This window comes from Rhodospirillaceae bacterium, assembly GCA_016712715.1.
Classification (GTDB): domain Bacteria; phylum Pseudomonadota; class Alphaproteobacteria; order Dongiales; family Dongiaceae; genus Dongia.
In genome coordinates this window covers 1,526,044-1,549,228 of the sequence record JADJQM010000001.1, presented here as the reverse complement: position 1 = coordinate 1,549,228, position 23,185 = coordinate 1,526,044, and the positions used below count along the sequence as shown (strand labels likewise).

At 61.5% G+C, this 23,185-nt stretch carries 20 protein-coding genes and 3 pseudogenes; 16 read left to right on the top strand and 7 right to left on the bottom strand.

The annotated features are described in order from the left end of the window. Positions 1-123: 123 nt before the first annotated feature. On the bottom strand, positions 124-1,200 hold the full coding sequence (locus tag IPK59_07525) for a polyprenyl synthetase family protein (GenBank protein ID MBK8158610.1): 1,077 nt from the start codon (positions 1,198-1,200) through the stop codon (positions 124-126). A 95-nt stretch (positions 1,201-1,295) separates the two neighbouring features. On the opposite strand from IPK59_07525, the gene IPK59_07520 reads away from it, so the two are divergent. The 10 genes and pseudogenes from IPK59_07520 (at position 1,296) to IPK59_07475 (ending at position 11,558) form a co-directional block, all read left to right on the top strand. Beyond that, positions 1,296-1,523, top strand: coding sequence for a DUF2007 domain-containing protein (locus tag IPK59_07520; protein MBK8158609.1), 228 nt, complete (start codon positions 1,296-1,298; stop codon positions 1,521-1,523). Further along, complete coding sequence (locus IPK59_07515) at positions 1,523-2,269, top strand: methyltransferase (GenBank protein MBK8158608.1); 747 nt, start codon at positions 1,523-1,525, stop codon at positions 2,267-2,269. The genes IPK59_07520 and IPK59_07515 overlap by 1 nt, the downstream gene beginning before the upstream one ends. Before the next feature lie 39 nt (positions 2,270-2,308). Beyond that, a complete protein-coding gene (locus IPK59_07510) occupies positions 2,309-2,557 on the top strand; it encodes a hypothetical protein (GenBank protein MBK8158607.1) in 249 nt (82 codons plus the stop codon). Positions 2,558-2,747: 190 nt separating this feature from the next. Then, on the top strand, positions 2,748-3,653 hold the full coding sequence (locus tag IPK59_07505; GenBank protein ID MBK8158606.1) for a glycine--tRNA ligase subunit alpha: 906 nt from the start codon (positions 2,748-2,750) through the stop codon (positions 3,651-3,653). A 3-nt stretch (positions 3,654-3,656) separates the two neighbouring features. After that, positions 3,657-5,752: pseudogene (locus IPK59_07500) on the top strand (glycine--tRNA ligase subunit beta). 8 nt (positions 5,753-5,760) lie between these two features. Beyond that, positions 5,761-8,449: pseudogene (locus IPK59_07495) on the top strand (pyruvate, phosphate dikinase). Then, on the top strand, positions 8,446-9,369 hold the full coding sequence (locus IPK59_07490) for an ATP/GTP-binding protein (protein MBK8158605.1): 924 nt from the start codon (positions 8,446-8,448) through the stop codon (positions 9,367-9,369). The pseudogene IPK59_07495 and the gene IPK59_07490 overlap by 4 nt, the downstream one beginning before the upstream one ends. A 7-nt stretch (positions 9,370-9,376) precedes the next feature. After that, entirely contained in the window at positions 9,377-9,985 is a 609-nt protein-coding gene (locus IPK59_07485) for a CDP-alcohol phosphatidyltransferase family protein (protein MBK8158604.1), read from the top strand. Next, on the top strand, positions 9,985-10,905 hold the full coding sequence (locus IPK59_07480) for a phosphatidate cytidylyltransferase (GenBank protein ID MBK8158603.1): 921 nt from the start codon (positions 9,985-9,987) through the stop codon (positions 10,903-10,905). Before IPK59_07485 ends, IPK59_07480 begins: the two co-directional genes overlap by 1 nt. Before the next feature lie 2 nt (positions 10,906-10,907). After that, on the top strand, positions 10,908-11,558 hold the full coding sequence (locus tag IPK59_07475; GenBank protein ID MBK8158602.1) for a 1-acyl-sn-glycerol-3-phosphate acyltransferase: 651 nt from the start codon (positions 10,908-10,910) through the stop codon (positions 11,556-11,558). On the opposite strand, the gene IPK59_07470 is transcribed toward IPK59_07475, so the two are convergent. Next, positions 11,555-12,073, bottom strand: coding sequence for a cupin domain-containing protein (locus tag IPK59_07470; protein ID MBK8158601.1), 519 nt, complete (start codon positions 12,071-12,073; stop codon positions 11,555-11,557). The two genes, IPK59_07475 and IPK59_07470, sit on opposite strands and share 4 nt — an antisense overlap. After that, positions 12,057-13,131 (bottom strand): annotated as a pseudogene (locus IPK59_07465) (P1 family peptidase). Before IPK59_07465 ends, IPK59_07470 begins: the two are co-directional and overlap by 17 nt. A 125-nt stretch (positions 13,132-13,256) precedes the next feature. Between IPK59_07465 and IPK59_07460 the strand changes: the two are divergent. Beyond that, complete coding sequence (locus IPK59_07460; GenBank protein ID MBK8158600.1) at positions 13,257-13,802, top strand: hypothetical protein; 546 nt, start codon at positions 13,257-13,259, stop codon at positions 13,800-13,802. A 9-nt stretch (positions 13,803-13,811) separates the two neighbouring features. On the opposite strand, the gene IPK59_07455 is transcribed toward IPK59_07460, so the two are convergent. Then, positions 13,812-14,723: a folate-binding protein YgfZ gene (locus IPK59_07455; GenBank protein ID MBK8158599.1), complete on the bottom strand. Its 912-nt coding sequence runs from the start codon at positions 14,721-14,723 to the stop codon at positions 13,812-13,814. A 91-nt stretch (positions 14,724-14,814) separates the two neighbouring features. Here IPK59_07455 and IPK59_07450 point away from each other — a divergent pair, with 91 nt between their 5' ends. Both IPK59_07450 and IPK59_07445 read left to right on the top strand, forming a co-directional pair. Further along, positions 14,815-15,906, top strand: coding sequence for an ATP-dependent 6-phosphofructokinase (locus tag IPK59_07450; GenBank protein ID MBK8158598.1), 1,092 nt, complete (start codon positions 14,815-14,817; stop codon positions 15,904-15,906). A 1-nt stretch (position 15,907) separates the two neighbouring features. Then, positions 15,908-16,402 carry a TIGR02444 family protein gene (locus IPK59_07445; GenBank protein MBK8158597.1) on the top strand — a complete coding sequence of 165 codons (495 nt, stop codon included), beginning with the start codon at positions 15,908-15,910 and terminating at the stop codon, positions 16,400-16,402. Between the two features lie 9 nt (positions 16,403-16,411). Here the strand turns inward: IPK59_07445 and IPK59_07440 are convergent, their stop codons facing one another. Both IPK59_07440 and IPK59_07435 read right to left on the bottom strand, forming a co-directional pair. Next, positions 16,412-17,899, bottom strand: a complete 1,488-nt coding sequence (locus IPK59_07440; GenBank protein MBK8158596.1) for a HAMP domain-containing histidine kinase — start codon at positions 17,897-17,899, stop codon at positions 16,412-16,414. A gap of 182 nt (positions 17,900-18,081) precedes the next feature. Next, positions 18,082-18,636 carry a hypothetical protein gene (locus IPK59_07435; GenBank protein ID MBK8158595.1) on the bottom strand — a complete coding sequence of 185 codons (555 nt, stop codon included), beginning with the start codon at positions 18,634-18,636 and terminating at the stop codon, positions 18,082-18,084. 94 nt (positions 18,637-18,730) lie between these two features. Between IPK59_07435 and IPK59_07430 the strand changes: the two genes are divergently transcribed. Next, positions 18,731-19,903, top strand: a complete 1,173-nt coding sequence (locus IPK59_07430) for an MFS transporter (GenBank protein MBK8158594.1) — start codon at positions 18,731-18,733, stop codon at positions 19,901-19,903. Here the strand turns inward: IPK59_07430 and IPK59_07425 are convergent. Continuing rightward, positions 19,900-20,514 carry a UbiX family flavin prenyltransferase gene (locus tag IPK59_07425; GenBank protein ID MBK8158593.1) on the bottom strand — a complete coding sequence of 205 codons (615 nt, stop codon included), beginning with the start codon at positions 20,512-20,514 and terminating at the stop codon, positions 19,900-19,902. The two genes, IPK59_07430 and IPK59_07425, sit on opposite strands and share 4 nt — an antisense overlap. 205 nt (positions 20,515-20,719) lie before the next feature. On the opposite strand from IPK59_07425, the gene IPK59_07420 reads away from it, so the two are divergent. Both IPK59_07420 and leuA read left to right on the top strand, forming a co-directional pair. Continuing rightward, positions 20,720-20,890, top strand: a complete 171-nt coding sequence (locus tag IPK59_07420; GenBank protein ID MBK8158592.1) for a YdcH family protein — start codon at positions 20,720-20,722, stop codon at positions 20,888-20,890. 425 nt (positions 20,891-21,315) lie between these two features. Then, positions 21,316-23,013: a 2-isopropylmalate synthase gene (leuA, locus tag IPK59_07415; protein MBK8158591.1), complete on the top strand. Its 1,698-nt coding sequence runs from the start codon at positions 21,316-21,318 to the stop codon at positions 23,011-23,013. Positions 23,014-23,185: the final 172 nt, after the last annotated feature.

Genomic DNA, 23,185 nt, shown 5'->3' with positions numbered 1-23,185 from the left:
GCTTGAAACGCGGTGCCTTATAGCCGCTGGTCCGTCCCGGCGCAAGCCTGCGTTAACGGTCCACACCGAACTTTGTCGACCAACCCCAAGCTATTGGCTGGATTAACCTTTTGCGATGCCTCTTCAGAAGCCGCGGTCGATGCAGAAATCGACCACCTCGATCAGGGCACGCTTTTCCGGGCTGTCCGGAAAGATCCCCAGGGAATCGCGGGCGATGGCGCCGTAATGGGCGGCGCGGGCCACGGTGTCTTTGAGGGTGCCATGGCGTTCCATCAGGTTGATGGCGTGGCGGAGGTCGGCGTCCGCCTGTTCGACCTCTTCCAGGGTTCGCTTCCAGAACGCGCGTTCCTCGGCATCGCCCCGGAGATAGGCCAGGATGACGGGGAGGGTGATCTTGCCCTCGCGGAAGTCGTCGCCCACCGTCTTGCCGAGGGTCTCCTGGCGGGCCGAATAATCGAGAGCGTCGTCGATCAACTGGAAGGCGATGCCGAGATTGAGGCCGAAGCTTTGCAGCGCCTGCTCCTCAAGCTTGGGTCGGGCTGCGACGACGGCGCCGACTTCGCAGGCGGCGGCGAAGAGGGCGGCGGTCTTGCCCTTGATCACCTCGAGATAGGCCTGCTCGGTGGTCGTCGTATCATTGCTGGTCATTAGCTGCAGCACTTCGCCTTCGGCGATGATGGCGGAGGCGCCGGAGAGGATTTCGAGGACGCGCAGCGACCCGTCGGCGACCATCAGCTGGAAAGCGCGACTGAACAGGAAGTCACCCACCAGGACCGAGGCCTTGTTGCCCCAGACCGCATTGGCGGAAGCGCCGCCGCGCCGAAGCGCGCTTTCATCGACGACGTCGTCATGGAGCAAGGTCGCGGTATGGATGAACTCGACACAGGCGGCGAGGCCCGCCGCGCGCTCACCGCGATAGCCGCACATATGGGCGCTGGCGAGGGTCAGGAGCGGGCGCAGGCGCTTGCCGCCGGCGGCGATGATATGGCCGGCCAGCTGCGGAATGAGCTGCACGTCGCTCTGCATATGCTGGATGATCAGCTGGTTCACGCGGTCGAGATCGGCGCCGACCAGATCGGTCAGTCGGTCCAGCGCATTGCTCTTGCTGTCCTTGCCTCGCCCGGTTTCGAGATTGACGATAACGGCCACGCTGATATCCCTACCTAAATCCTTGAGAAAAACCCGTTCCCGGGGGAGCATAGCCGCTGGCAGCGTTCGGTCAAGCCGAGGCAGCGCGACACCCGCGACATATCGGCGCGGGTGACCGGTCTGGAAACATGCGGGAGAACAAGGATTTGCGCGAACTGGTCCGGTCCGGCGACCCGGTTAGGCTGTCCTTCCTGACGGCATTGCTGGCTGATGCGGGCATCGAGTCTCTCATCCTCGATACCCATAGCAGCGTCATGCAAGGCAGCCTCGGCATCCTGCCACAGCGGCTGATGGTGGCGGATGAAGATCTGGCGCAGGCGCTGGCCGTGTTGATTGAAGCCGAGCAACTCGATCCTGATTCCCGGCACCGATAATGGATGAGCCGTTCGACTTCCCTGTCAGCAGCGACCGCCTGCTTGGTGGGCGATTGATGTTGCTGCAGCCGCAAGACGGCTATCGCGCGGCGATCGACCCGGTGTTGCTGGCTGCTGCCGTGCCGGCGATGTCGGGTGAGCTTGCGGTCGATCTTGGCTGCGGCGTGGGAACGGCCGGCCTCTGCCTTGCCGCACGGGTTCCTGGACTCCGCGTGTTCGGCCTCGATTCACAACCAGGGCTCATCCGGCTTGCCATCCGCAATGCTGACGTCAACGACCTTGCCGGGCGCGTTCAGTTTCAATGTGGCGATATCCTCGATTTCCACACGGTGGGTTTCGATCATATCCTGGTCAATCCACCTTATCTTGCCCGCGGATCGGCATCGATTTCGCCTAACCCGATCAAGGCAAAAGCAAATGTTGAAGGCGATGCGGGGCTGGTGGACTGGGTGAATTGCGCCATTGCCGCGGTCAGGCCGGGCGGCAGTGTCAGCTTCATTCATCGCGCGGATCGCGGCGACGAACTCTGCGCGCTGATGACGCAGGGCTTGGGCGATATCGCATGGGTCGATCTGCTGCCGCGAGAAGGCGGCTCTGCCAAGCGCGTCATTCTGCAGGGAATCAGAGGGTCGGCCGAGGCAGGGCCTGCACGCCGAAGCATGGTGCTGCACCAAAGCGACGGCCGCTTCACGGCCGAGACAGAAGCGGTTCTGCGGGAGATGGCGGCGATCCGCGTCAGGGACTGACCCTTGACCGATGCGCATCAAGGTCGCTAAATCTGATCGATGTTCGGTTTGCCCACGTTCCCAAAATTCATCCTGATCGCCGCAATCATCGCGGTGGTCTGGTATTTCTGGCGTCGCGGCCAGCAGCGCAGCGCTGGTGGCAGTCGTGGTGGCAATGGTCGCGCGGCGCAAAACAAGCGCCAGAACGCACCAAACCAGAAACCGATCGAAGACATGGTCCAGTGCAAGGCGTGCGGCGCTTATGTGCCGGCAAAATCCGGCTGTTCCTGCGGCCGGGGCACGCGCTGAGCCAGGCTGCTCCTCCTGCGTAGCGATTCTCCTGATAAGTCACACAATTTTGGCTGAAATCGGCGCTTTCCGGCTCCTGAAGGCTTGAGGCTTGGCTTGATTAACTGCCGGTGCGTCGGTATGTTGCGCCGCACCAAGAAGCCGGTTCCGGCGCGCGTCCGGGATGATCATTTTAGGGGGTCCACCTATCATGCCCGCCGAGGCGAGTGCCGTTGTCCGGAAACCAAATCCAGAGACCTGTTTCCAGGCGCTCATCCTGAAACTGCAGGCCTATTGGGCGAAGCAGGGCTGCGTCGTCCTCCAGCCCTATGACATGGAAGTTGGTGCCGGCACATTCCATTGGGCGACCAGCTTGCGCGCACTTGGCCCCAAGCCGTGGCGCGCCGCCTATGTCCAGGCCTCGCGCCGCCCCAAGGATGGCCGCTATGGCGAGAATCCGAACCGACTGCAGCACTACTACCAATTCCAGGTGATCATGAAGCCGTCGCCGGCCGACAGTCAGGATCTCTATCTGGGGTCGCTGAAAGCCATCGGCATCGACCCAATGCTCCATGACATCCGCTTCGTCGAAGACGATTGGGAGAGCCCGACGCTCGGTGCCTGGGGCTTGGGCTGGGAAGTCTGGTGCGACGGCATGGAAGTCTCGCAGTTCACCTATTTCCAGCAGGTGGGCGGGCTGGAATGCAATCCCGTCTCGACCGAACTTACCTACGGCCTCGAGCGCCTCGCCATGTATGTGCAGGGCGTCGAGAGCATCTATGACCTCGACTATAATGGCCATGGTATGACCTATGGCGACGTGTTCCTGCAATCGGAGCAGGAATACTCGACCTTCAACTTCGAACGCGCCAACACCGATCTGCTGTTTAAGCATTTTGAGGACGCGGAGAAGGAATGCGCGGCGCTCCTGGGCGGCAGCAAGGCGCTGCCGTTACCGGCCTATGATCAAGCCTTGAAAGCCTCTCATTTGTTCAATCTGCTGGATGCGCGCGGCGTCATCTCGGTCACCGAGCGACAGGCCTATATCGGTCGCGTGCGTACGCTGGCCAAGGCCTGCTGCGAAGCCTGGGAAGCTACCCAGAAAGTGGGGGCCTGAATCATGGCCGAGCTTCTCCTCGAACTCTTCTCCGAAGAAATCCCCGCCCGCATGCAGGCACGTGCCGCCGAGGAACTGCAGCGGCTGGTCACCGACAAGCTGAAGGCGGCTGGTCTGACGTTCACCTCGGCGAAATCCTTCGTGACACCGCGCCGTTTGGCGCTGGTGGTCGATGGATTGCCGTTGGCACAGCCGGATGTGAAGGAAGAAAAGAAGGGCCCGCGCGTTGGTTCGCCGGCACAGGCGGTGGATGGGTTCCTGAAATCCGCCGGCATTGCCTCACTAGATCAGTGCGAAAGCGAGACACCGGAAAGGGTGAATTCTATTTCGCAGTGATCGATAAGAAGGGCGTGGCCACCCTCGCGATCCTGCCCGAGATCATCCTGGCAGCAATGGTCGACATGCCCTGGCCGAAATCAATGCGCTGGGGAAGCAATACGCAGCGATGGGTGCGACCGCTGCACAGCGTTGTAGCTGTGTTCGATGGTAAAGTTGTTTCGGGCGCATTCGATCTGGCACCCAACAAGGTCACTTTTGGCGACAAGACCAGGGGTCATCGTTTCCTCTCATCGGGCGAGATCACGGTCACCAGTTTCGCCGATTACCAGACGAAGCTGAAAGCCGCTAAGGTCATTCTCGACCAGGCTGAGCGCCGCGCAACCATCAAGTCGCAGGCGGATGCGGCGGCGGCCAAGGAAGGCTTGACCGTGAAGCCGGATGACGGCCTGCTCGACGAGGTCACCGGCCTCGTTGAATGGCCGACCGTGCTCATGGGCAAGATCGATGACGAGTTCATGTCGGTGCCCCATGAAGTGCTGACCACCTCGATGCGGGTCAATCAGAAGTATTTCGCGCTGCTGGACAAGAGCGGCAAACTGGCGCCGCGCTTCCTGGTGACCGCCAATATCGAAGCGACGGATGGCGGCAAGGCGATCATCCATGGCAATGAGCGTGTGCTGCGGGCGCGCCTGTCCGATGCCAAGTTCTTCTGGGACCAGGATCTGAAGATCAGCCTGGGTGAGCGCGTGCCGCAGCTGGATAGCATCACCTATCACGCCAAATTGGGCTCGGTCGGCGATAAGGCGCGGCGCGTGAAGGCGCTGGCGCGGGAACTGGCCAAATACGTTCCCGGTTGCGAAGCCAGCCTCCCCAATGAGGCAGCCGCCCTGGCCAAGGCGGACCTTGTTTCCGGCATGGTGGGCGAGTTTCCGGAACTTCAGGGCATCATGGGGCGTTACTACGCACGAGCGGAGAAACTGCCGGAACCTGTCGCAGATGCCATTGCCGATCATTACAAACCACTTGGTCCGAACGACACCTGCCCGAGTGCGCCTGTGAGCGTCGCCGTTGCCCTTGCTGACAAGATCGACACCCTGACCGGCTTCTTCGCCATCGAGGAGAAGCCGACAGGGTCGAAGGATCCGTTTGCGCTGCGCCGCGCGGCACTCGGCACTATCCGATTGATCATTGAGAACAAGCTGCGCCTCCAACTGCGCGATGTGCTGGGCTTCGCCTATAGCGGCTATTACGACAGTATCGGCGGATTCGAGAAGAACGCACCCAAGGCCGTCGTCACTGACTTGATGGACTTTTTCGCCGACCGTCTGAAAGTTGCGCTGAAGGAGCGGGGCGTTCGCCATGATCTGATCACGGCGGTGTTTTTGCTGGGTGATGAAGATGACCTGACGCGCCTGCTGGCGCGGGTCGATGCGTTGAAGGGCCTGGTCGACAGTGCCGAAGGCGCCAATCTCCTGGCCGGTTACAAGCGGGCCACAAATATTCTGCGCATTGAAGAAAAGAAAGATGGCGTTGCGCACAGTGAGGCGCCGGATCAATCCTGGCTGAAGCAGGACGAGGAGAAGGCGCTCCATCAGGCACTCGAGGCGGCCCGGAAGAAAGTCGTGGACGCCATTGGGGCAGAAGAATTCGGTGGGGCGATGACAGCTCTTGCCGGCCTGCGCGCACCGGTCGATGCCTTTTTCGACAAGGTCACCGTCAATGCCGACGAAAAAGAACTGCGTGGCAATCGCTTGCGGTTGCTGAACTCGATCCGCAACACCTTCAACCTGGTGGCGGATTTTTCAAGGATCGAAGGATGAGCATAACCATGACGAAGTGGGTCTATCATTTCGGTGGCGGTGCGGCAGAAGGCCGGGCCGATTTGCGCAATCTGCTGGGCGGCAAGGGCGCCAATCTGGCGGAAATGTCGTCGCTGGGTCTCCCGGTGCCGCCGGGTTTCACCATCACCACCGAACTCTGCACGGAGTTCTATGCCAACGCCAAGAAGTACCCGAGTGACCTGGCGGCCCAGGTCGAAGCCGGTGTCGCTCATATCGAAAAGATCGTCGGCCTCAAATTCGGCGACGCCAAGGCACCGCTGCTGGTCTCGGTCCGCTCCGGCGCCCGGGTCTCGATGCCGGGCATGATGGACACGGTCCTCAATCTTGGTCTCAACGATGAGACCGTGAAGGGATTGGCGCTGAAGTCGGGCGATGCGCGCTTCGCCTATGATTCCTATCGCCGTTTCATCCAGATGTTCGGCAATGTCGTGCTCGGCGTCGAGCATCACAATTTCGAGGACATCCTCGATTTTCACAAGCAGGACAAGGGCGTCAACCTAGACACCGAGCTCACCGCCGAGGATTGGCAGAAGGTCATTGCCGACTACAAGGCGAAGGTCGAGGAAGAGCTCGGCAAGCCCTTCCCGCAGGATCCGAAGGAACAGTTGTGGGGTGCCATCGGCGCCGTGTTCGGCAGCTGGAACATCCCGCGCGCCGTGACCTACCGCAAGATCAACAATATCCCCGAGGATTGGGGCACGGCCGTCAACGTCCAGGCCATGGTGTTCGGCAATATGGGCGAGGATTGCGCGACCGGCGTTGCCTTCACGCGCAACCCGTCGACCGGCGCCAAGGAATTCTATGGCGAATACCTGATCAACGCCCAGGGCGAGGATGTCGTGGCCGGCATTCGTACGCCGCAGCACCTCACCATCGAGGGCAAGAAGGCCAACAACTCAACCCTGCCGGCGATGGAAGAGACCATGTCGGAGGTGTTCCACCAGTTGCTCGCGGTCCGCGACCAGTTGGAACGGCACTATACCGACATGCAGGACATCGAGTTCACCGTGCAGCAGGGCAAGCTTTACATGCTGCAGACCCGCAACGGCAAGCGCACCGCCCAGGCGGCGCTGAAGATCGCTGTTGATCTCTGCCAGGAAGGCCTCATCGACAAGAAGACCGCGGTCGCGCCGCATCGAACCGGCATCGCTCGACCAGCTGCTGCACCCGACCCTTGATCCCAAGGCGAAGAAGGACGTGATCGCGAGTGGCCTGCCGGCAAGCCCGGGTGCCGCCTCAGGCAAGGTGGTGTTCACCGCCGACGAGGCCGAGGACCGCGCCGCCAAGGGTGAAAAGGTCATCCTGGTGCGCGTTGAAACGAGTCCCGAGGACATCCACGGCATGCATGCGGCGGTCGGCATTCTGACCACGCGCGGCGGCATGACCAGCCACGCCGCCGTCGTGGCGCGCGGCATGGGTCGCCCCTGTGTGTCCGGCGCCGGTGACCTCCGCGTCGATGCGGCGCAGAAGATCATGACGGTCAAGGGCCACAAGGTCGTCGAGGGCGATATCATCACCATCGATGGCGGTACCGGCGAGGTGATGCTGGGTGCCGTCGCCACGATTGAGCCGGTTCTGTCGGGTGATTTTGCGACCCTGATGGGTTGGGCCGACAGTTTCCGCAAGCTGAAGATCCGCACCAATGCGGAAACGCCGCTCGACGCCCGGACGGCACGCCAGTTCGGCGCCGAGGGCATTGGCCTGTGCCGCACCGAGCACATGTTCTTCGAGGCTGACCGCATCATTGCAATGCGCGAGATGATCATGGCGGAGGACGTCGCCGGCCGGAAGAAGGCGCTGGCGAAGATCCTGCCGATGCAGCGCCAGGATTTCGTCGAGCTATTCCACATCATGAAGGGCCTGCCGGTCACCATTCGACTGTTGGATCCGCCGCTCCACGAGTTCCTGCCGCACAGCCGCGCCGAAATGGCGGAAGTGGCAGCGGCAGCCGGCATCTCGGTCGATCTTGTCCAGCACCGGGCCTCGCAGCTGCAGGAATCGAACCCGATGCTGGGTCATCGCGGCTGCCGCCTCGGCATCACTTATCCTGAAATCTACGAAATGCAGGCCCGCGCTATTTTCGAGGCCGCGGCCGAGGTCAAAGCGAAGCTGGGCGAGACGGCCGAGCCGGAAATCATGATCCCGCTGGTCAGCATTCCGAAGGAACTGACGATGATGCGGGCCATCATCGACCGGGTCGCTGGCGAAGTCGCCAAGAGCAGCGGCAGCCTGATCCCCTATTCGGTCGGCACGATGATCGAATTGCCGCGCGCCGCCCTGCTGGCCGGTGAAATCGCCAAGGATGCGGCTTTCTTCAGCTTCGGCACCAATGACCTGACCCAGACGACCTATGGCCTCAGCCGTGACGACGCCGCGCGCTTCATGCAATCCTATGAACGCCAGGGGATCATCGAGCGCGATCCCTTCATCACGATTGATGTCGAAGGGGTCGGCGAATTGGTGAAGACGGCTGCAGAGCGTGGCCGCAAGACGCGTCCGGACATCAAGCTTGGCATCTGCGGCGAGCATGGCGGCGACCCGGCCTCGATCCATTTCTGCGCCTCGGTCGGGCTGGATTATGTTTCCTGCTCGCCCTATCGCGTACCGATTGCCAAGCTCGCCGCGGCCCAGGCGGCACTCACCGGCGACCAGTCCGGCCGCAAGGGCGAGGGGTGACGAGCCTCGCCGACCTGCGCGCGGGCGGCAAGCAGACGCTCGCCCGCGTCCTGGCGCGGCTGGAAACCAATCCTGACGATCCCGATCTCGTCAGACTCCTCGATTCCGCTTATGCGGCGGCGACAGCGCAGGTAATCGGCCTCACTGGCCCGCCAGGTGTCGGCAAGTCAACCCTTGCCGGCGCGCTCATCACGGCTTATCGCCAGAAGGGCAAGACCATCGGGGTCATCGCCATCGACCCCTCTTCAAAGCGCACGGGCGGCGCCCTGCTGGGCGATCGTACGCGGCTTCGGACCGATCCGGAGGACAAAGGCATCTTCGTGCGCTCCATGGCGGCGCGCGACCAGCTGGGTGGCCTTGCCGAGATCACCTTTGCCGCGATGGTCCTGATGCGCGCGCTCTATGACGTCGTGCTGATCGAGACGGTCGGCGTCGGACAATCGGAAACGGACATTGCGCTTGCCGCCGATACGATCATTTTTTGCGTCCAGCCCGGCTCTGGGGACGCGCTCCAGTTCATGAAGGCCGGGATTGTGGAAATTCCCGACATCGTCGCCGTGACCAAGGGCGATCTCGGTCGCGCCGCCATGCGCGCGCGGGCGGATGTAAAGGGGGCGCTCGGCCTCACCGAACAGGCGCTGGGTGGTGCGCAGTGGGACCTTCCGGTGCTCATCGTCTCGGCCAACGCCGCCGAGGGGATCGGCGGCCTCATGGAAGCCGTCTCGGGTCACGCTGCCTGGCTGGCGACCGATAATCGCCTGCGCGCCAAGCGCGCGGCGCAGACCCGGGCCTGGACCCAGGCCGCGATCAAGGAACGCTGGGGACGGGAAGGGCTGAAGCGCCTCTCGTACCCACACGTGACGGCCGACACAGCCGACTCGCCGTTTCAGGCCTTGGCGGAGTGCGCACGCCAGCTATAGTAGCGCCATGGCATCCGTTTACGATCTCAAGCCGCGCTTCGTGGCATTGCTCCGTCCCATCGCCGCCCGCCTCGCCGCCGGCGGCGTTACTGCCAATGCCGTGACCCTTGCGGCCATGCTCGGCTCCGTCCTGGTTGGGATTGTCCTCTCCATCTGGCCGGATTGCCTGCGCCTGTGGCTCATCCTGCCGGTTTTCCTGTTCCTGCGCATGGCGGCCAATGCCATTGACGGCATCCTGGCGCGCGAGTTCGCGATGAAGTCGCGGCTGGGGGCGATTCTCAACGAAGTGGGCGATGTGGTCTCGGATGCGGCCCTCTATCTCCCCTTTGCCCTGCTGGCTGGCGTCAACGGCCTGTGGGTCGTACTGGCAGTCATCGTCGCCATCATCGGCGAGATGACGGGTGTCCTGGGCCAGGTCATTGGCGCCAGCCGGCGCTATGACGGACCGATGGGCAAGAGCGACCGTGCCGCCGTCTTCGGTATTCTTGGCTTTGCCATCGGTCTTGGGCTGCCGCTGGGCGCCTGGATCAACTGGGCCATGATCGCGGTCACGCTGCTGGGCATGGTGACCCTCCTCAATCGCGCGCGTCGCGCCCTCGCCGAGACACACAAATGATGTTCGATCTTGCGCCCAACGTCGCCATTGCGCTGGCGGCGATCATGGTTCTGCTGTTCATCGCCACGGCGGTGGCCTGGCCGCAGCGGCACAAGAAGCATGAATTATGGCTGCGTACCCGCACCTGGTGGGTGATCATCCTGCTCCTGGGTGTCTCGATCGCGCTGCCATCCTGGGTGCCGATCGCGCTCTTCGGCCTGATCAGCTTTCTCGCTTTCAAAGAGTTCGTGACGCTCATTCCAACGCGCCGGGCCGACCACCGCGTGCTGCTTTGGGCCTATCTCTCGATCCCGCTGCAGTACTACTGGGTGTCGATCGGCTGGTACGGCATGTTCATCATCTTCATCCCTGTCTACATCTTCCTGGCCTTGCCGCTCCGCATGGTGCTGGCGGGCGAGACGCAAGGCTTCATCAAGGCCGCGGGGACGGTGCATTGGGGTTTGATGATTGCCGTGTTCTCGTTGAGCCACGCGGCCTTTCTGTTGGCCCTGCCGAACGAGGGCAATCCCATTGCCGGTGGCGATGGGCTGTTGCTCTATCTGCTGCTGCTGACCGAGATCAATGATGTCGGCCAGTATTGCAGCGGCAAGCTGCTGGGCAAGCACAAGGTCGTGCCCAAGGTCAGCCCCAACAAGACGGTCGAAGGCCTGGTGGGCGGCGTCATCATCACGACGCTGGTGGCGATGCTTGCGGCCCCCTATCTCACGCCGCTTTCGTGGTACGAGGCCGGCGCCATCGGCTTCGTGCTGGCCCTGGCCGGATTTGCGGGGGACGTCACCATTTCGGCCGTCAAGCGTGACCTCAAGCTGAAGGACAGCGGCAGCCTCCTGCCCGGCCATGGTGGTGTGCTCGACCGCGTCGACAGTCTTACCTTCACCGCGCCGCTCTTCTTCCACATCATCTATTTCCTCTATTACTGATCATGTCGCGCTGGCTGCGTCGCCTGTTTGCCCTCTGTGTGCTGCGGCCCATCGCCATCATGATGCTCGGCATCACGGTGCGCGGGCGGGAGAATCTGCCGAAGGCGGGGCCAGCCATCATCATCGCCAATCACAACAGCCATCTCGACACATTGGTTCTGCTGTCATTAATGCCATACCGGCATATCGACATCGTGCGGCCGGTGGCGGCGGCCGATTATTTCCTGAGCAACCGCTACCTTGCCTGGTTCAGCCTCCAGATCCTGAACATCCTGCCGCTGGAGCGGGGCAATGCCGCCCGTGGCGATGACCCGCTCAAGGAAAGTGCCGCAGCACTTGATCGCGGCGAGATCCTGATCGTGTTTCCGGAAGGCTCGCGCGGTGCGGCAGAAGTGATGGGCAAGTTCAAGGGCGGTGTCGCGCGCCTCAAGGAGCGTTATCCGGACGTGCCGGTCATTCCGGTGTTCCTGCAAGGCGCCGGCAAGGCATTGCCGCGCGGCGAGATCGTGCTGGTGCCGGTGGTGGTGGATGCGGTCGTGGGGCAACCGCTGCCCTGGAGCGGCAACCGCGCGGCTTATACTCAGGAAATGGAGAACGCGGTCCGGGCGCTGGGTGCCAGCCTGCCGCCGGTGTTCGACGATGACGAGGACTAATCCGTCAACCGCGTGATCCAGGCGATGTGTTGTGGATAGTCCTGCAGCAAGGCCGCGCGTGTCGCCAATTCGAAATCGGCAAAGTCGAAGCCGGGTGCTACGGTGCAGCCCGCCAGGGCATAGGCGCCGTGGCGTGCCGGTATCGCCCCAAACCAATGGCCCGCGGGGACGACATGCTGCGGCACCTGGCCAACTGAAAAGTCGCGGCCCAGCGTCGTTTCAATCAACTGTCCGGCGGGAGAAATCGAAACGATCACGAGCGGATCGCCGTCGTAGAAATGCCAGACCTCATCGGATCTGATCCGGTGCAGTTTTGAGCGGTCGCCAGCACATAGCAGATAATAGATCGCCGTCGATTGCGACCTCTCGCCGTGGAACCGCGCAGGAAGCCCAGCCTTGGGAATGGACTCAGACGCGCGATAGGTCTCACGGTAGAATCCGCCCTCAGGATGCGGGGCAAGCGCCAGCCGGGCAACCAATTGGTCAATCGCGCTGGATCTAGTCACGTCTGGCATAGCGCGCCACGGCTTGCTTGAGGAGATCATGGGGGACAGCGTGCGCGGTGCGGCCTTGGTAACCGGTCATGGTCTCGGCGGCACAAAGTGCGTTCCAGATCGCTTCCTCGGTCGCCTCGGCTGCCGCCTGGAAGAGGGGTGTGCATTCCTCCATGCCCAGCATGCGGACCTCCGCCATCTTGGATTTCAGCGCGATGCGGTTGCCGGTCGAGAAGGCGAGGAAGATATCGCCCGAGCCGTTGGAGCCGATACCGCCCACCCAGGCCAGCCCAGTCGTGGCCCGGCGGGCAAGACGCTGGCATTGGATCGGCAGCAAGGGTGCATCGGTCGCCAGGATGACGATGATCGAGCCCTGTTCCTCTTTCCGCTCGGCATGTGCCGAGGCGACGATGTCGGTGTTGAGTTCGAGACCCACCGGCGCATGGCCGCACCGGAGCAGCGACCGCCTGCCATAGTTGGACTGCACCAGGGCCCCCACCGTCCAACCGCCATCCGCGGCCGACAGGCGGCGCGACGCGGTGCCCGTCCCGCCCTTGAATTCATGGGTGATCATGCCGGTGCCGCCGCCGATATTGCCTTCGGGCACGACGCCGTCCTTGGCGGAGTCGAGGGCCTCGATCGCATGTTCCAGGGTGATGGGGAAGGTCTCGGCATCCGACAGCCATCCATCCCAGGTCTCGGCGGCCACGGGCAGATGCCACGCTTGTTCGATACCCTTGCGTGCGGCATGCACGCAGATCGCATCGCGCGCGATGCCGGTCGCATGGGTGTTGGTGATGGTGATGGGTGCCGCCAGCAGGCCCCTGTTCGTTGAGCCAATGACTGCCGGTCATTTCGCCATTGCCGTTGAAGGAGTGGATCCCGGCAAACATGAAGTCGGTGTAGATGTCGTCGGCTGGCCACAACGCCGTGACGCCGCTGCGGATGACGTGTGGTTCGTCGCGGATAACAGTGCTGAAACCGACCCGCAATCCCGCCACATCGGTGATGGCATTCAGGGGTCCGGGCTGCATTTGTCCCAGGGTGACACCCAGATCCCTCAGTCGCGCCTTGGCCATAGATCGATCCCCATTTCCAATGATGCCTGATCGTTGATGGTTGGCAGATTAGGCGACACTTGGTTCGCTGCTCAAGCCATGTTAGAGGATTTGTCAGCCGCGCGCATAGATTGAGTGGGGATGACATGGGCTATTTTGATGGTTTAACGAACGCAGCGTTCAAGACCGATGAAGCAGGGCGTCGTCTCTTCTTTCTCTATGGCCGCTTCGGCAAGGGAAGACTGTTGGCGACGGAAGACGACGAACGCTCGATGCGAGCCAAGTACAAGGGTTTCTACAAGTACACTTTCTTTGTCGTCGTGCCTGCGATGATTGCGATACGGCTGTTTCTACACCAATCACTTTCGGTGCAATTGATTGTCGCCGGCGCACTTATTGTTCCCGGATATGCTTGGCTGGAAGTCCATGCGCGCCAGTACCCCAAAGTAGATGCCCGCATAACGTTTGCTGAATCCTATGCAAATTCAGCAGCCGGGCACAATTTATGGACCTTGATTGCGCTCACCCTTTTGTCAGCCGTCTTCGTGCTGATAGGCCTTTTTATCGCCTTCAAAGGGAAGCCTGAAGATTATTGGATCGGAATCGGATGCGCGATATTCTTTGGCGTCTGCGGTGCGGCAATTGGTTGGATGGCCCGGCTGAAGGTCCGGCAAAAGAGCCGGCAGCGATAGGGTGAGCGGTCAGCTCACCGTTTCCGGCAATCTGACCCAGCTTGGAACGCTGGCCGTCACGTGACTGTCATCCGAGGCGATGCCCAATGTCATCGCGGCATCAAGATGCTCCAAGCGGATGAGGGCGAGGCCCCGATCGGAATCAGCGATCCGGATTTCGCCCACTTCCTTGCCATCGATCATCAAGACTGTGCCAGGCGCCAAGGTCGGGCCGACAATCTTCACTGGGAGCAAACGCTTTCTGACCAACCCACGATACTTGGTTCGGGCGGTCAGCTCCTGGCCCATATAGCAGCCCTTCTGCCAATCAACACCGTTGAGCTCGTCTACGCCGGATTCGAGCAGGATGGACTTATCGGGGATGAGGTCGTGGCTGCCTTCAGGCACGCCCAGCGAGAAGCGCAGGCGCTGAAAGTCGCCTGGAGTTGCCGCCGCGAACCCGAGATCCAACATTGCTTGTGCCGCAGTTCCGCGCGGCAGGAAGGCCCGGGCACCCAAGGCGACCAGCCGTGGATCGGCGAAGACAATGCCGCCTGCCAGAGGGCGGGCCGCGCCCGGCGTGTCGGCAAGACCCAGGCGCTGCAAGGCGCCGTCGCCGAACAGATTGACGACCACGAATGCATCGTCGAGGTCTTCAAGGGTCACCTTCGAGCGCAGCTTGAAGAGCTTCAGGCGCTTCAGCAGATCGGCGCGGCGGGCACTTTCCGCGTCGACCAGATAGCGGTCAGCGTCACCCACCAGCATCAGGTCATAGGCAAATTTCCCCTGGGGGGTCAGCAAAGCGGCATAGATCGCGCTGGTTTCACTAATTCGCCGCGTGTCATTGCTGATCAAGCCCTGCAGGAAATCCGCGCGGTCTTCGCCAGCGATGGCGATCACGCTGCGGGCCGGGTTGAGTTCGAAAAAAGCCTTATCTATCATGTGGCTATGCGTCGCTTCCTGGTTTCTGTGCTAATAGTTGGAACAGCGCGCCTAAAACGCAAGAGACATTCGCTTCAGGGGGTCGTTTGAGATGGCAGCAAAGCGTATCGGCCTGCTCACGAGCGGTGGTGATTGTGCGGGCCTCAATGCCGTGATTCGAGCGGTCTACGCACATGCCAGCGGCCATTTTGGCTGGGACGTGATCGGCATTCGCAATGGCACGGCGGGTTTGATGGCGCGCCCAGTCGAAGCAGAGACGCTCGACGATCATGTCCTGGGCTCCGACATGCTGCGCCAGGGTGGCACGATCCTGGGAACCACCAACAAGGGCAACCCGTTCGCCTTTCCGCAGGACGATGGCAGCGTCGTCGACCGATCGGGCGAGGTGATCGACGGTTTCCGGCAGTTGAAGCTCGATGCGCTCATCGGCATTGGCGGCGATGGATCGATCGAGATCCTGCGACGCCTTGCCATCCAGGGCGGTATCGATCTGGTGGCCATCCCCAAGACGATCGACAATGACCTGGGCGCCACCGAGATGTCGATCGGCTTCGAGACTGCCGTACAAACGGCGACCGCTGCCCTCGATCATCTGCAGCCCACGGCTGCCAGCCACAGCCGCGTCATGGTGCTTGAAGTCATGGGGCGGGACGCGGGCCATATTGCGCTATCGGCCGGTATCGCCGGCGGCGCCGACATCATCCTGATCCCGGAGATTCCCTATAACTTTGCGTCCGTCGAAGCAAAGCTCGCCGCCCTGCGGAAACGTGGCCGCAACTTCGCTCTGGTTGTCGTCGCGGAATCCGTCAAGACCGAGGATGGCCAGTCGATCACCGCCGTCCATGGTGGCGGTGCCAAGGCCACGCATACCTATGGCGGGATCGGCCATTATATTGGTGCCGAACTCGCCACACGCAGCGGCGCAGAAACCCGCGTGACGGTCCTCGGCCACGTCCAGCGTGGTGGCACGCCGGAACCCAAGGACCGAATTCTTGGTTCGGCCTTTGGCGTTCATGCGGTCGACCTCATTGCCGCCGGCAAGTCGGACCGAATGGTTGCCTGGAATCAGAGACAGGTGATCGATGTGCCGATCCTGTCGGCCATTCAGGGGGCGGCGACGGTCGATCCCGCTGGAACTCTGGTGAAGACAGCACGGGGAGTGGGGATCAGCTTTGGCGATTAGATTGAATGCCGACGATTTCTGGGAGTTCAGCCTGGCGCTCTACTGTCGTGAAGCGGTGGCTGCGGCTTGCTTGTCCTTGCAGGATCGACGCGGTGCCGATGTCAATCTCATCCTTGCCGTCTGTTGGCTGGCGCGCAGCGGCTATCTGGCCAGTGAAGGCGCGCTGAACGCCGCATGCTTGGCAACCGAGTCCTGGTCGGAGGGCGTGCTGAAACCGCTCCGCTCGATACGACGGCGCCTGGGTGCAGAGTTTGAGGAGGTAGCGGCGGCCGACCGGCAATCACTGAAGCACGGCTTGCTGGCCGTTGAGCTGGAGGCTGAGCGCGTGTCCCAACAGAAGATCGTCAGCGCACTGGCGGCGCATGTCGGCGCGCGCAGCAGCGAACCCGCCCGCGGTATCGCGGCGAGGGGCCTGGATAGCTATCTAACGCTATTGACCAATGCACCGGATGCGCGGGATCGGACCGATCTTGACGCGATCCTGGCTACGCTTTGAACGGCGTCCCTATTCGGCAGCTCTGACTGTTTGAGGCTGGCTTGTCGATGCCGGCTGCGGAGCGTTTGACTGGGGCAGCTCCGCGACACGAACACTCACCAATCGCTCCGCCGGCAGCCAGATGCTGACTGTCGTGCCGACGCCGATCGTGCTTTGGATTTCCAGGCGACCACCATGCAGTTCGGCCAGCAGGCGGCTTACCGGCAGGCCGATGCCTGTGTTCGTCTGCCCGACATCATTCTTTACCGCCTTAAGCCGCTTCAGATGGTCCTGGTTTTCGAGGAGGTTGAACGGCGAGGTGACGCGCTCGAAATCGTCGGCGGCAATACCGATTCCGGTATCGCTGACGTTGAGAAAAAGGCCGCCATCGGCCGCCCGTTCGGAGGTCAAGGTGACGCGCCCTTCGGCAGGAGTAAATTTGACCGCATTGTCGAGAAGATTTTGAAGCGCCTGGCGCAATTTGTCACGGTCGGCCAGCAGGGCAGGCACATCGGCGATGGCCGCTGCATGCAGCCGAATCCGATCGCGCGCAGCGGCCGGCGCGACATCTTGCAGGATTTCGGCAAATAGATCGTCGAGATCGACGCGCTCTTCCTTCAATTCGACCGAACCAGATTCAAGTTGTGACAGGTCAAATACCTGCGCGACGAAGTCCAGCAGGTGTTTGCCGCGGTCATGGATATGGCTGATGTATTCGGCATATTGCGGATTGCCCATCGGCCCGAGTATCTCGAGTTTCATCATTTCGGAATAGCCCAGGACGGCATTCAGCGGCGTTCGCAACTCATGGCTCATATTGCCGAGAAAACGGGTCTTGGCGAGGTTTGCACGTTCGGCGCGTTCCTTGGCAATCGACAGATGCTCGATCAGATGCTGATTGCCCAGGACCAGCGCGACATTTTCCTTGAAGCCGTCGTTCAAATGCCGCGCCATTGACCAAAGCAAGAGGCCCCAGAATATGACGAAGGCGGCGATGATCCAGCTGGGCTCGCCGTCGAACCAGATTATATGCAGTCCGAAGGGCAGCAGCGCCGGGACGGTGAAGGCGGTGAAGGCGATGAGGCTGTTGGTATAGCCGGCGATGGCAGAGGCGCTGAGTGCCGCCATCATGAAGGCTGCCACCAGTTTTGCATGCTCCGGGCTGAGGCTCGTGATCAACAGAATCGAGACACCCCAGAGCATACCAGCGACGCCAGACCCGACCGAAAACGCATAGACCCAGTTCTTGGCTTCGCCGACCGAACGCGTCTGGCGCAGGTAAAGCTTGGCCAAGGCGAAGCGCAGCATCGTCCAGCCGAAGAGGGAAAGTGCCCATCCCAGCAGGTAGGCAGTTTCGGCGCTGTCCCAGAGCGCTATGGCCAGCAGCAGCATCGCGCCGATGTTCGCAATCAGCAACGGACGCGTTCGTTTATAGAGGCTGGAAATCAGCTCGGCCTCAACCTCGTCCCGCGTAACCGGGACGGTGAGGGGGGTGCAATGGGCCTGTTGGGCCATCATGACATCGACTCTCTCGGCAACACCGACACGGTGAAATCAGCTGCCGAGAAGGCCCGTTGGCAACTCAAGCCATCGGCAGCTGCCTCCTTCTTGCCGTGGAGCCAATTAATGAATGTCTAAAGGCGATCGCTTCACCCAACGATAAACCCAAAAACTATCACCTAAGTGATACTTTGCCGAGATTAAGCCGGCAGAAGCGATAGCGCGGGTTGGCCGAGTTTCATCCCCGAATTTTCCTCGATCCCTTGCCGGACTTTGGCCTCGACCCGAATGCGGATCTTCGCTTCGATCTCTGCCCGAGTTTCAGCATCGAGCGACCGCAAAGCGTCCTCACTCAAGCCCATTTCCGCGAGCACCATGGCGCGCATCTTCTCGGCCGGTGTCTTGCGCGCAAAATCCAGGAACTGATCGGCGACACTCGTGCTCTGGCCGGCGTCGCTGACAATGAGTGCCGATTTTGCCGCCGCTGGATTCGCCGCCTCTACTTCAATCAGAATTGCCGGAATGACCGCATTGCCGCGTTGACCGCTGACCAGGGTGGTGTCGCTGGGCACCGTGACCCCCGCGAGCGCCGTCGCGAAGTCGCTGGCTTCCCCTGATTCCAGGGCCTTTTGCTGGGCATCTTTTTCCTTGGAAAGGTCGAAAGTTGCAGCGCTGCTGAGAGCGTTGAGCATGGTGATCGACATAATGACGGCCTTTTCTGCCCAGTGTCGTGTTTCGTCAGCCCAAAGAAGCAAGACCTGTGCCGGAAATGGCCTCTGTTAACGATTTTGGCTTCCGTGGCGGCGATGCCGCCCGCTATGTTGCCCATCTGTAAATCAGGGGCCATCAATGGGACGTGAAGCACTACGAGCGGAAGCGACGCCACGACAGCGCTACCTGGCGCTGCTTGGCCTCTACGCCAGCATCTTCGCCTTCAGCATTTCCTTCGGCGGCCTGGTGCCGTGGATGGCGTTGGACATGGAAGCCCGCGGCATCAACGCGTCGCTGATCGGACTTGTGGCTGCCGCCCATCCGCTCGGCGTCATGCTGATGGCACCCTTTACACAGCGCATCGTGCAGCGCTTCGGTAGCGGCAATGCCATGATCTGGTGCACCGTCGTGGCGATTGCGACGCTGCTGCCACTGGGAATCTGGGATTCTGTCTATGCCTGGCTGGCGCTGCGGTTCATCAGTGGCCTCTCCGGCAGCGTGCCATGGGTTGTGACCGAGACGTGGATCAATGTCGCTGCTACCGATCGCAACCGTGGCCGTGCCGTGGCTCTCTATGCCGCGATCATGGCGGCAGGCTTTGCGGCCGGACCGCTGACATTGCAATGGGCCGAGGCGCTTTCTGTCTCGCCCTTGCCCTGGTTCATCGCGCTGCAACTGCTGTCGCTGACCATCATTATTCCGTTGCGGCGCATGGCACCCGTGCTGGAACACAAGGCCGGCGCCGGGGTCATAGGCGTTTTTCTGGCCCTGCCGGCACTGTTATCCGCCGCCTTCGTCTCCGGCGCGCTCGATTCGACGTTTTTCAGCTTTCTCGCGATCTGGGGACAGCGTGTTGGCCTGCCCGAGGCCTTCGCCCTGACGCTGCTCAGCATCTTCATTGCCGGCAATGTTCTCCTGCAGTTTCCGATCGGTTGGCTCGCCGATCGGTGGGGACCGCGGCCGGTGCTCCTTGCCTGCGGAGCGGCCTGCATCGCCGCGCCGCTGCTGGTGCTGGCCGGCTTGCCGGCGGCGCCAGCACTCCTCGGTATGGTCGCGTTCCTGTGGGGCGGCTGCGTCTGGGGCACCTATTCGGTGGCACTGGTCGCGATGGGGCGGCGGTTCTCCGGTGGTGAACTGGTGGTGATCAATGCTGCCTTCGTGATGGTCTATACCGGGGCCAACATTATTGCACCGCCAGTCGCCGGATATGCGATGGAGAATGTCTGGGACCCACATGCGCTGATGGTTGTGGCATTGCTGGTAGCCGCGGGCTTCACCCTGCTGGTCGCACTGCGGCGCAAGGAATTCTAGCGGCGGCGCTTCGCATCCTTGTCCCAGCGCGCGACATGGTCGAGATGGAGGCCGAAGAGGTCGAGCACGCGCCCGAGGCTCTGATCCACCATCTCCTCGATCGATTGCGGCTGCACATACATGGCCGGCACCGGCGGCGCGATGATGCCGCCCATTTCCGTCACCGCAGCCATGTTGCGGATATGGCCAAGATGAAGCGGTGTCTCGCGCAGCATCAGCACCAGGCGGCGGCGTTCCTTGAGCACGACGTCGGCCGCGCGTGCGATCAGGGTTGGTGTGACACCACTGGCGATCTCGGCCATGGATTTCGCCGAACACGGCGCCACGATCATCCCCAGGGTCAGGAATGAGCCGGACGAGATCGGTGCGGCAAGGTCGTCATTGCTATGACAATAATCCGCCAACGCCTTGACGTCCGCGACCTTGCGCTTGGTCTCGTAGGTCAGGGTCAGTTCCGCGGTGCGGGACATGACGAGATGTGTCTCGATCATCGACCCTTTGAGGAGTTCAAGGAGTCTGATCCCATAGATCACGCCCGAGGCGCCCGAAATGCCGACGATAAGCCGCGAAGGTGGGTGCTGGGTGGTCGAGGCCGCTGGTTTCCTAGTCATGCAGGATCTTTTCGCAAGGGGCTGTGATTGGGTCAGCCTATCTTAATCATCTGGCGATTTTGCCGTGACATCTTGAAGCCTGCACCCCTCTCTCTCATTTACTTGAGGAGGAGATTGGCGCTAGCATTCCAGGTGACAGGGAACCAGCAAAGCGAGATAGCAAGCAACGCATTTTTCAGGACTGTAACCAGAAGGGAGAAAGGGTATGGCAATGACTGCGCATTTGGATTCGCTTAACTCAAAGCACGCCGATTTGGACGCCAAGATCGCTGATGAAGAGCGGCGTCCGCACCCCGATGAAGCCACAATCCACGCGCTGAAGAAGCTGAAACTCCGTATCAAAGACGAACTCGCCAACCTGGAGCGGGTGCACTAGGGCTCCTTTTCCGGCCTTTCAACCCAATAGACCGCCGTCGACGGCCAGACCGGCCGCCCGGCGGTTTTTTGTTTCGCCCTTGACCTGCCTCCAACCCGGTGGGTAAGGTTGCTGCATGAGCAACCTGACCCAAATTCTGGCGCTATCGCTTCGACTTATCGCCCCGGCGTGCTGAATCGCGCCGGCCGCGTGGCCGTTCGGCCCACCCCCGCCAGAATAGTTACCGAGTGATCAGGTATTGCCGATGACCCACAGAATCATCATAAGCAACAGTGTGTTAGGGTATTTGAGCCAGCGCGTGGACCAGTCCTCGCTTAGCGGCCGCCGTCGGAGCTGATAGCGACATCCCGTTTCGGGATCCCGGCGGCGGCGCCAAGAGTCGCTCTTCAAACGACCCTTTATCAAATTCCTCCGAGGAAGCAGCCATGCGTATCGATCCGACCACAAAATACCGACCGTTTCAGCCGGTACCCTTGCCCGACCGACAATGGCCCGGCAAGACCATCACCAAGGCGCCGATCTGGTGCTCAGTGGACCTTCGCGACGGCAACCAGGCGCTGGTCGAACCGATGGGTCCGGAGCGCAAGCTGCGCATGTTCCGGACCCTCGTGAAGATGGGCTACAAGGAAATCGAAATCGGCTTCCCTTCCGCGAGCCAGACAGATTTTGACTTCTGCCGCGAACTCATCGAGGGCGGCCATATCCCCGCCGATGTCACCATCCAGGTGCTGACCCAGGCGCGCGATCATCTGATCAGCCGGACCTATGAGGCATTGGTCGGCGCGCGTCGGGCAATCGTCCATGTCTACAACTCGACCTCGACCCTGCAGCGCCGCGTCGTCTTCAACCAGGACATGAATGGCATCAAGGAAATCGCCGTCCATGGTGCGACCTTGGTGCGCGACATCGCGGCTCAGCAAAAGGGCAATACCGAGTTCATTTTCCAGTACAGCCCGGAGAGCTTCACCGGCACGGAGATCGATTACGCTATCGAGGTGTGCGAGGCAGTGATGGATGTCTGGCAGCCGACCAAGGCGAAACCCTGCATCATCAACCTGCCGGCGACGGTCGAGATGTCGACGCCGAACATCTATGCCGACCAGATCGAGTACTTTTGCCGCAAGATGAAGAACCGGGAAGCAGCGATCATCTCATTGCACCCGCACAATGACCGCGGCACGGGTGTCGCGGCGGCCGAGCTCGGCGTACTGGCCGGCGCCGACCGCATCGAAGGCACCTTGTTCGGCAACGGCGAACGCACCGGCAATGTCGATCTCGTCACCTTGGGTCTCAATCTCTTCACCCAGGGTGTCGATCCCGAAATCGATTTCGGCGACATCAACGAGCTCGTGCAGACGGCGGAATATTGCAACCAGTTGCCGGTTCATCCGCGCCACCCTTATGCCGGCGATCTCGTCTTCACGGCCTTTTCCGGCTCGCACCAGAATGCGATCAAGAAGGGCTTCGCAGCGATGAAGCAGTCGAACAGCGGCGAATGGGAAGTTCCCTATCTGCCGATCGATCCGGCCGATGTCGGTCGCTCCTACGAGGCGGTCATCCGCATCAACAGCCAATCAGGCAAGGGCGGCGTCGCCTATGTGCTTGAGACCGATTACGGCCTCACCTTGCCGCGGCGGCTCCAGGTCGAGTTCAGCCAGGTGGTGCAGGACGTGGCTGACAAGACAGGCAAGGAGATCACCGCCAGCCAGATCTGGCAGTCTTTCAACGACGAGTATCTGTCGCTGGAGACGCCTTACGCCTTTCTCAGCCACCAGACATTGGCCGATAGTCACGCAAGCGAGCTGCGCAATCTCACGGCAGGTATTCGCGACAAGGGCAAGGACATCAGCATCAGCGGCCGCGGCAACGGTCCGATCGATGCCTTTATGGACGCCTTGAAGAAACACTCTGGAATCGACCTCAAGGTGGTGGACTACCGCGAGCACTCGGTCGGCAAGGGCAATGATGCCAATGCGGTGGCCTATGTCGAAATGTCGCTGCCTGACGGCCGCACGGTGTTCGGTGTCGGCAAGGATTCCAATATCGTCACGGCGTCGCTGAAAGCGATTATCAGCGCCACCAATCGGGTTGCTGCCGGCAAAGTGGCCGAAGCAGCGAAGTAGACCGGCCCCATTGCCCGTCAGGAGGAGCCGCTTCCCGAACCGGGGAGCGGCTCTTTTTTGCACTGCGACCTAAGTAGGATCACGCTAAGACCTTGTCTGTGCCATGGTTATGGCGATACTGCGCTCTGAACCAGGCCAAAAGAACGAGCCGCCAAGCGGCTGTCGGAATGTG

Excerpts from the sequence above, each read along its gene's own strand:
- IPK59_07450 (MBK8158598.1), top strand. The coding sequence starts at position 14,815 with ATGGCAGCAAAGCGTATCGGCCTGCTCACGAGCGGTGGTGATTGTGCG.
- IPK59_07425 (MBK8158593.1), bottom strand. The coding sequence starts at position 20,514 with ATGACTAGGAAACCAGCGGCCTCGACCACCCAGCACCCACCTTCGCGG.
- IPK59_07455 (MBK8158599.1), bottom strand. The coding sequence starts at position 14,723 with ATGATAGATAAGGCTTTTTTCGAACTCAACCCGGCCCGCAGCGTGATC.
- IPK59_07480 (MBK8158603.1), top strand. The coding sequence starts at position 9,985 with ATGTTCGATCTTGCGCCCAACGTCGCCATTGCGCTGGCGGCGATCATG.
- IPK59_07475 (MBK8158602.1), top strand. The coding sequence starts at position 10,908 with ATGTCGCGCTGGCTGCGTCGCCTGTTTGCCCTCTGTGTGCTGCGGCCC.
- IPK59_07505 (MBK8158606.1), top strand. The coding sequence starts at position 2,748 with ATGCCCGCCGAGGCGAGTGCCGTTGTCCGGAAACCAAATCCAGAGACC.
- IPK59_07420 (MBK8158592.1), top strand. The coding sequence starts at position 20,720 with ATGGCAATGACTGCGCATTTGGATTCGCTTAACTCAAAGCACGCCGAT.
- IPK59_07440 (MBK8158596.1), bottom strand. The coding sequence starts at position 17,899 with ATGATGGCCCAACAGGCCCATTGCACCCCCCTCACCGTCCCGGTTACG.
- IPK59_07460 (MBK8158600.1), top strand. The coding sequence starts at position 13,257 with ATGGGCTATTTTGATGGTTTAACGAACGCAGCGTTCAAGACCGATGAA.
- IPK59_07485 (MBK8158604.1), top strand. The coding sequence starts at position 9,377 with ATGGCATCCGTTTACGATCTCAAGCCGCGCTTCGTGGCATTGCTCCGT.
- IPK59_07525 (MBK8158610.1), bottom strand. The coding sequence starts at position 1,200 with ATGCTCCCCCGGGAACGGGTTTTTCTCAAGGATTTAGGTAGGGATATC.
- IPK59_07470 (MBK8158601.1), bottom strand. The coding sequence starts at position 12,073 with ATGCCAGACGTGACTAGATCCAGCGCGATTGACCAATTGGTTGCCCGG.
- leuA (MBK8158591.1), top strand. The coding sequence starts at position 21,316 with ATGCGTATCGATCCGACCACAAAATACCGACCGTTTCAGCCGGTACCC.
- IPK59_07430 (MBK8158594.1), top strand. The coding sequence starts at position 18,731 with ATGGGACGTGAAGCACTACGAGCGGAAGCGACGCCACGACAGCGCTAC.
- IPK59_07515 (MBK8158608.1), top strand. The coding sequence starts at position 1,523 with ATGGATGAGCCGTTCGACTTCCCTGTCAGCAGCGACCGCCTGCTTGGT.
- IPK59_07510 (MBK8158607.1), top strand. The coding sequence starts at position 2,309 with ATGTTCGGTTTGCCCACGTTCCCAAAATTCATCCTGATCGCCGCAATC.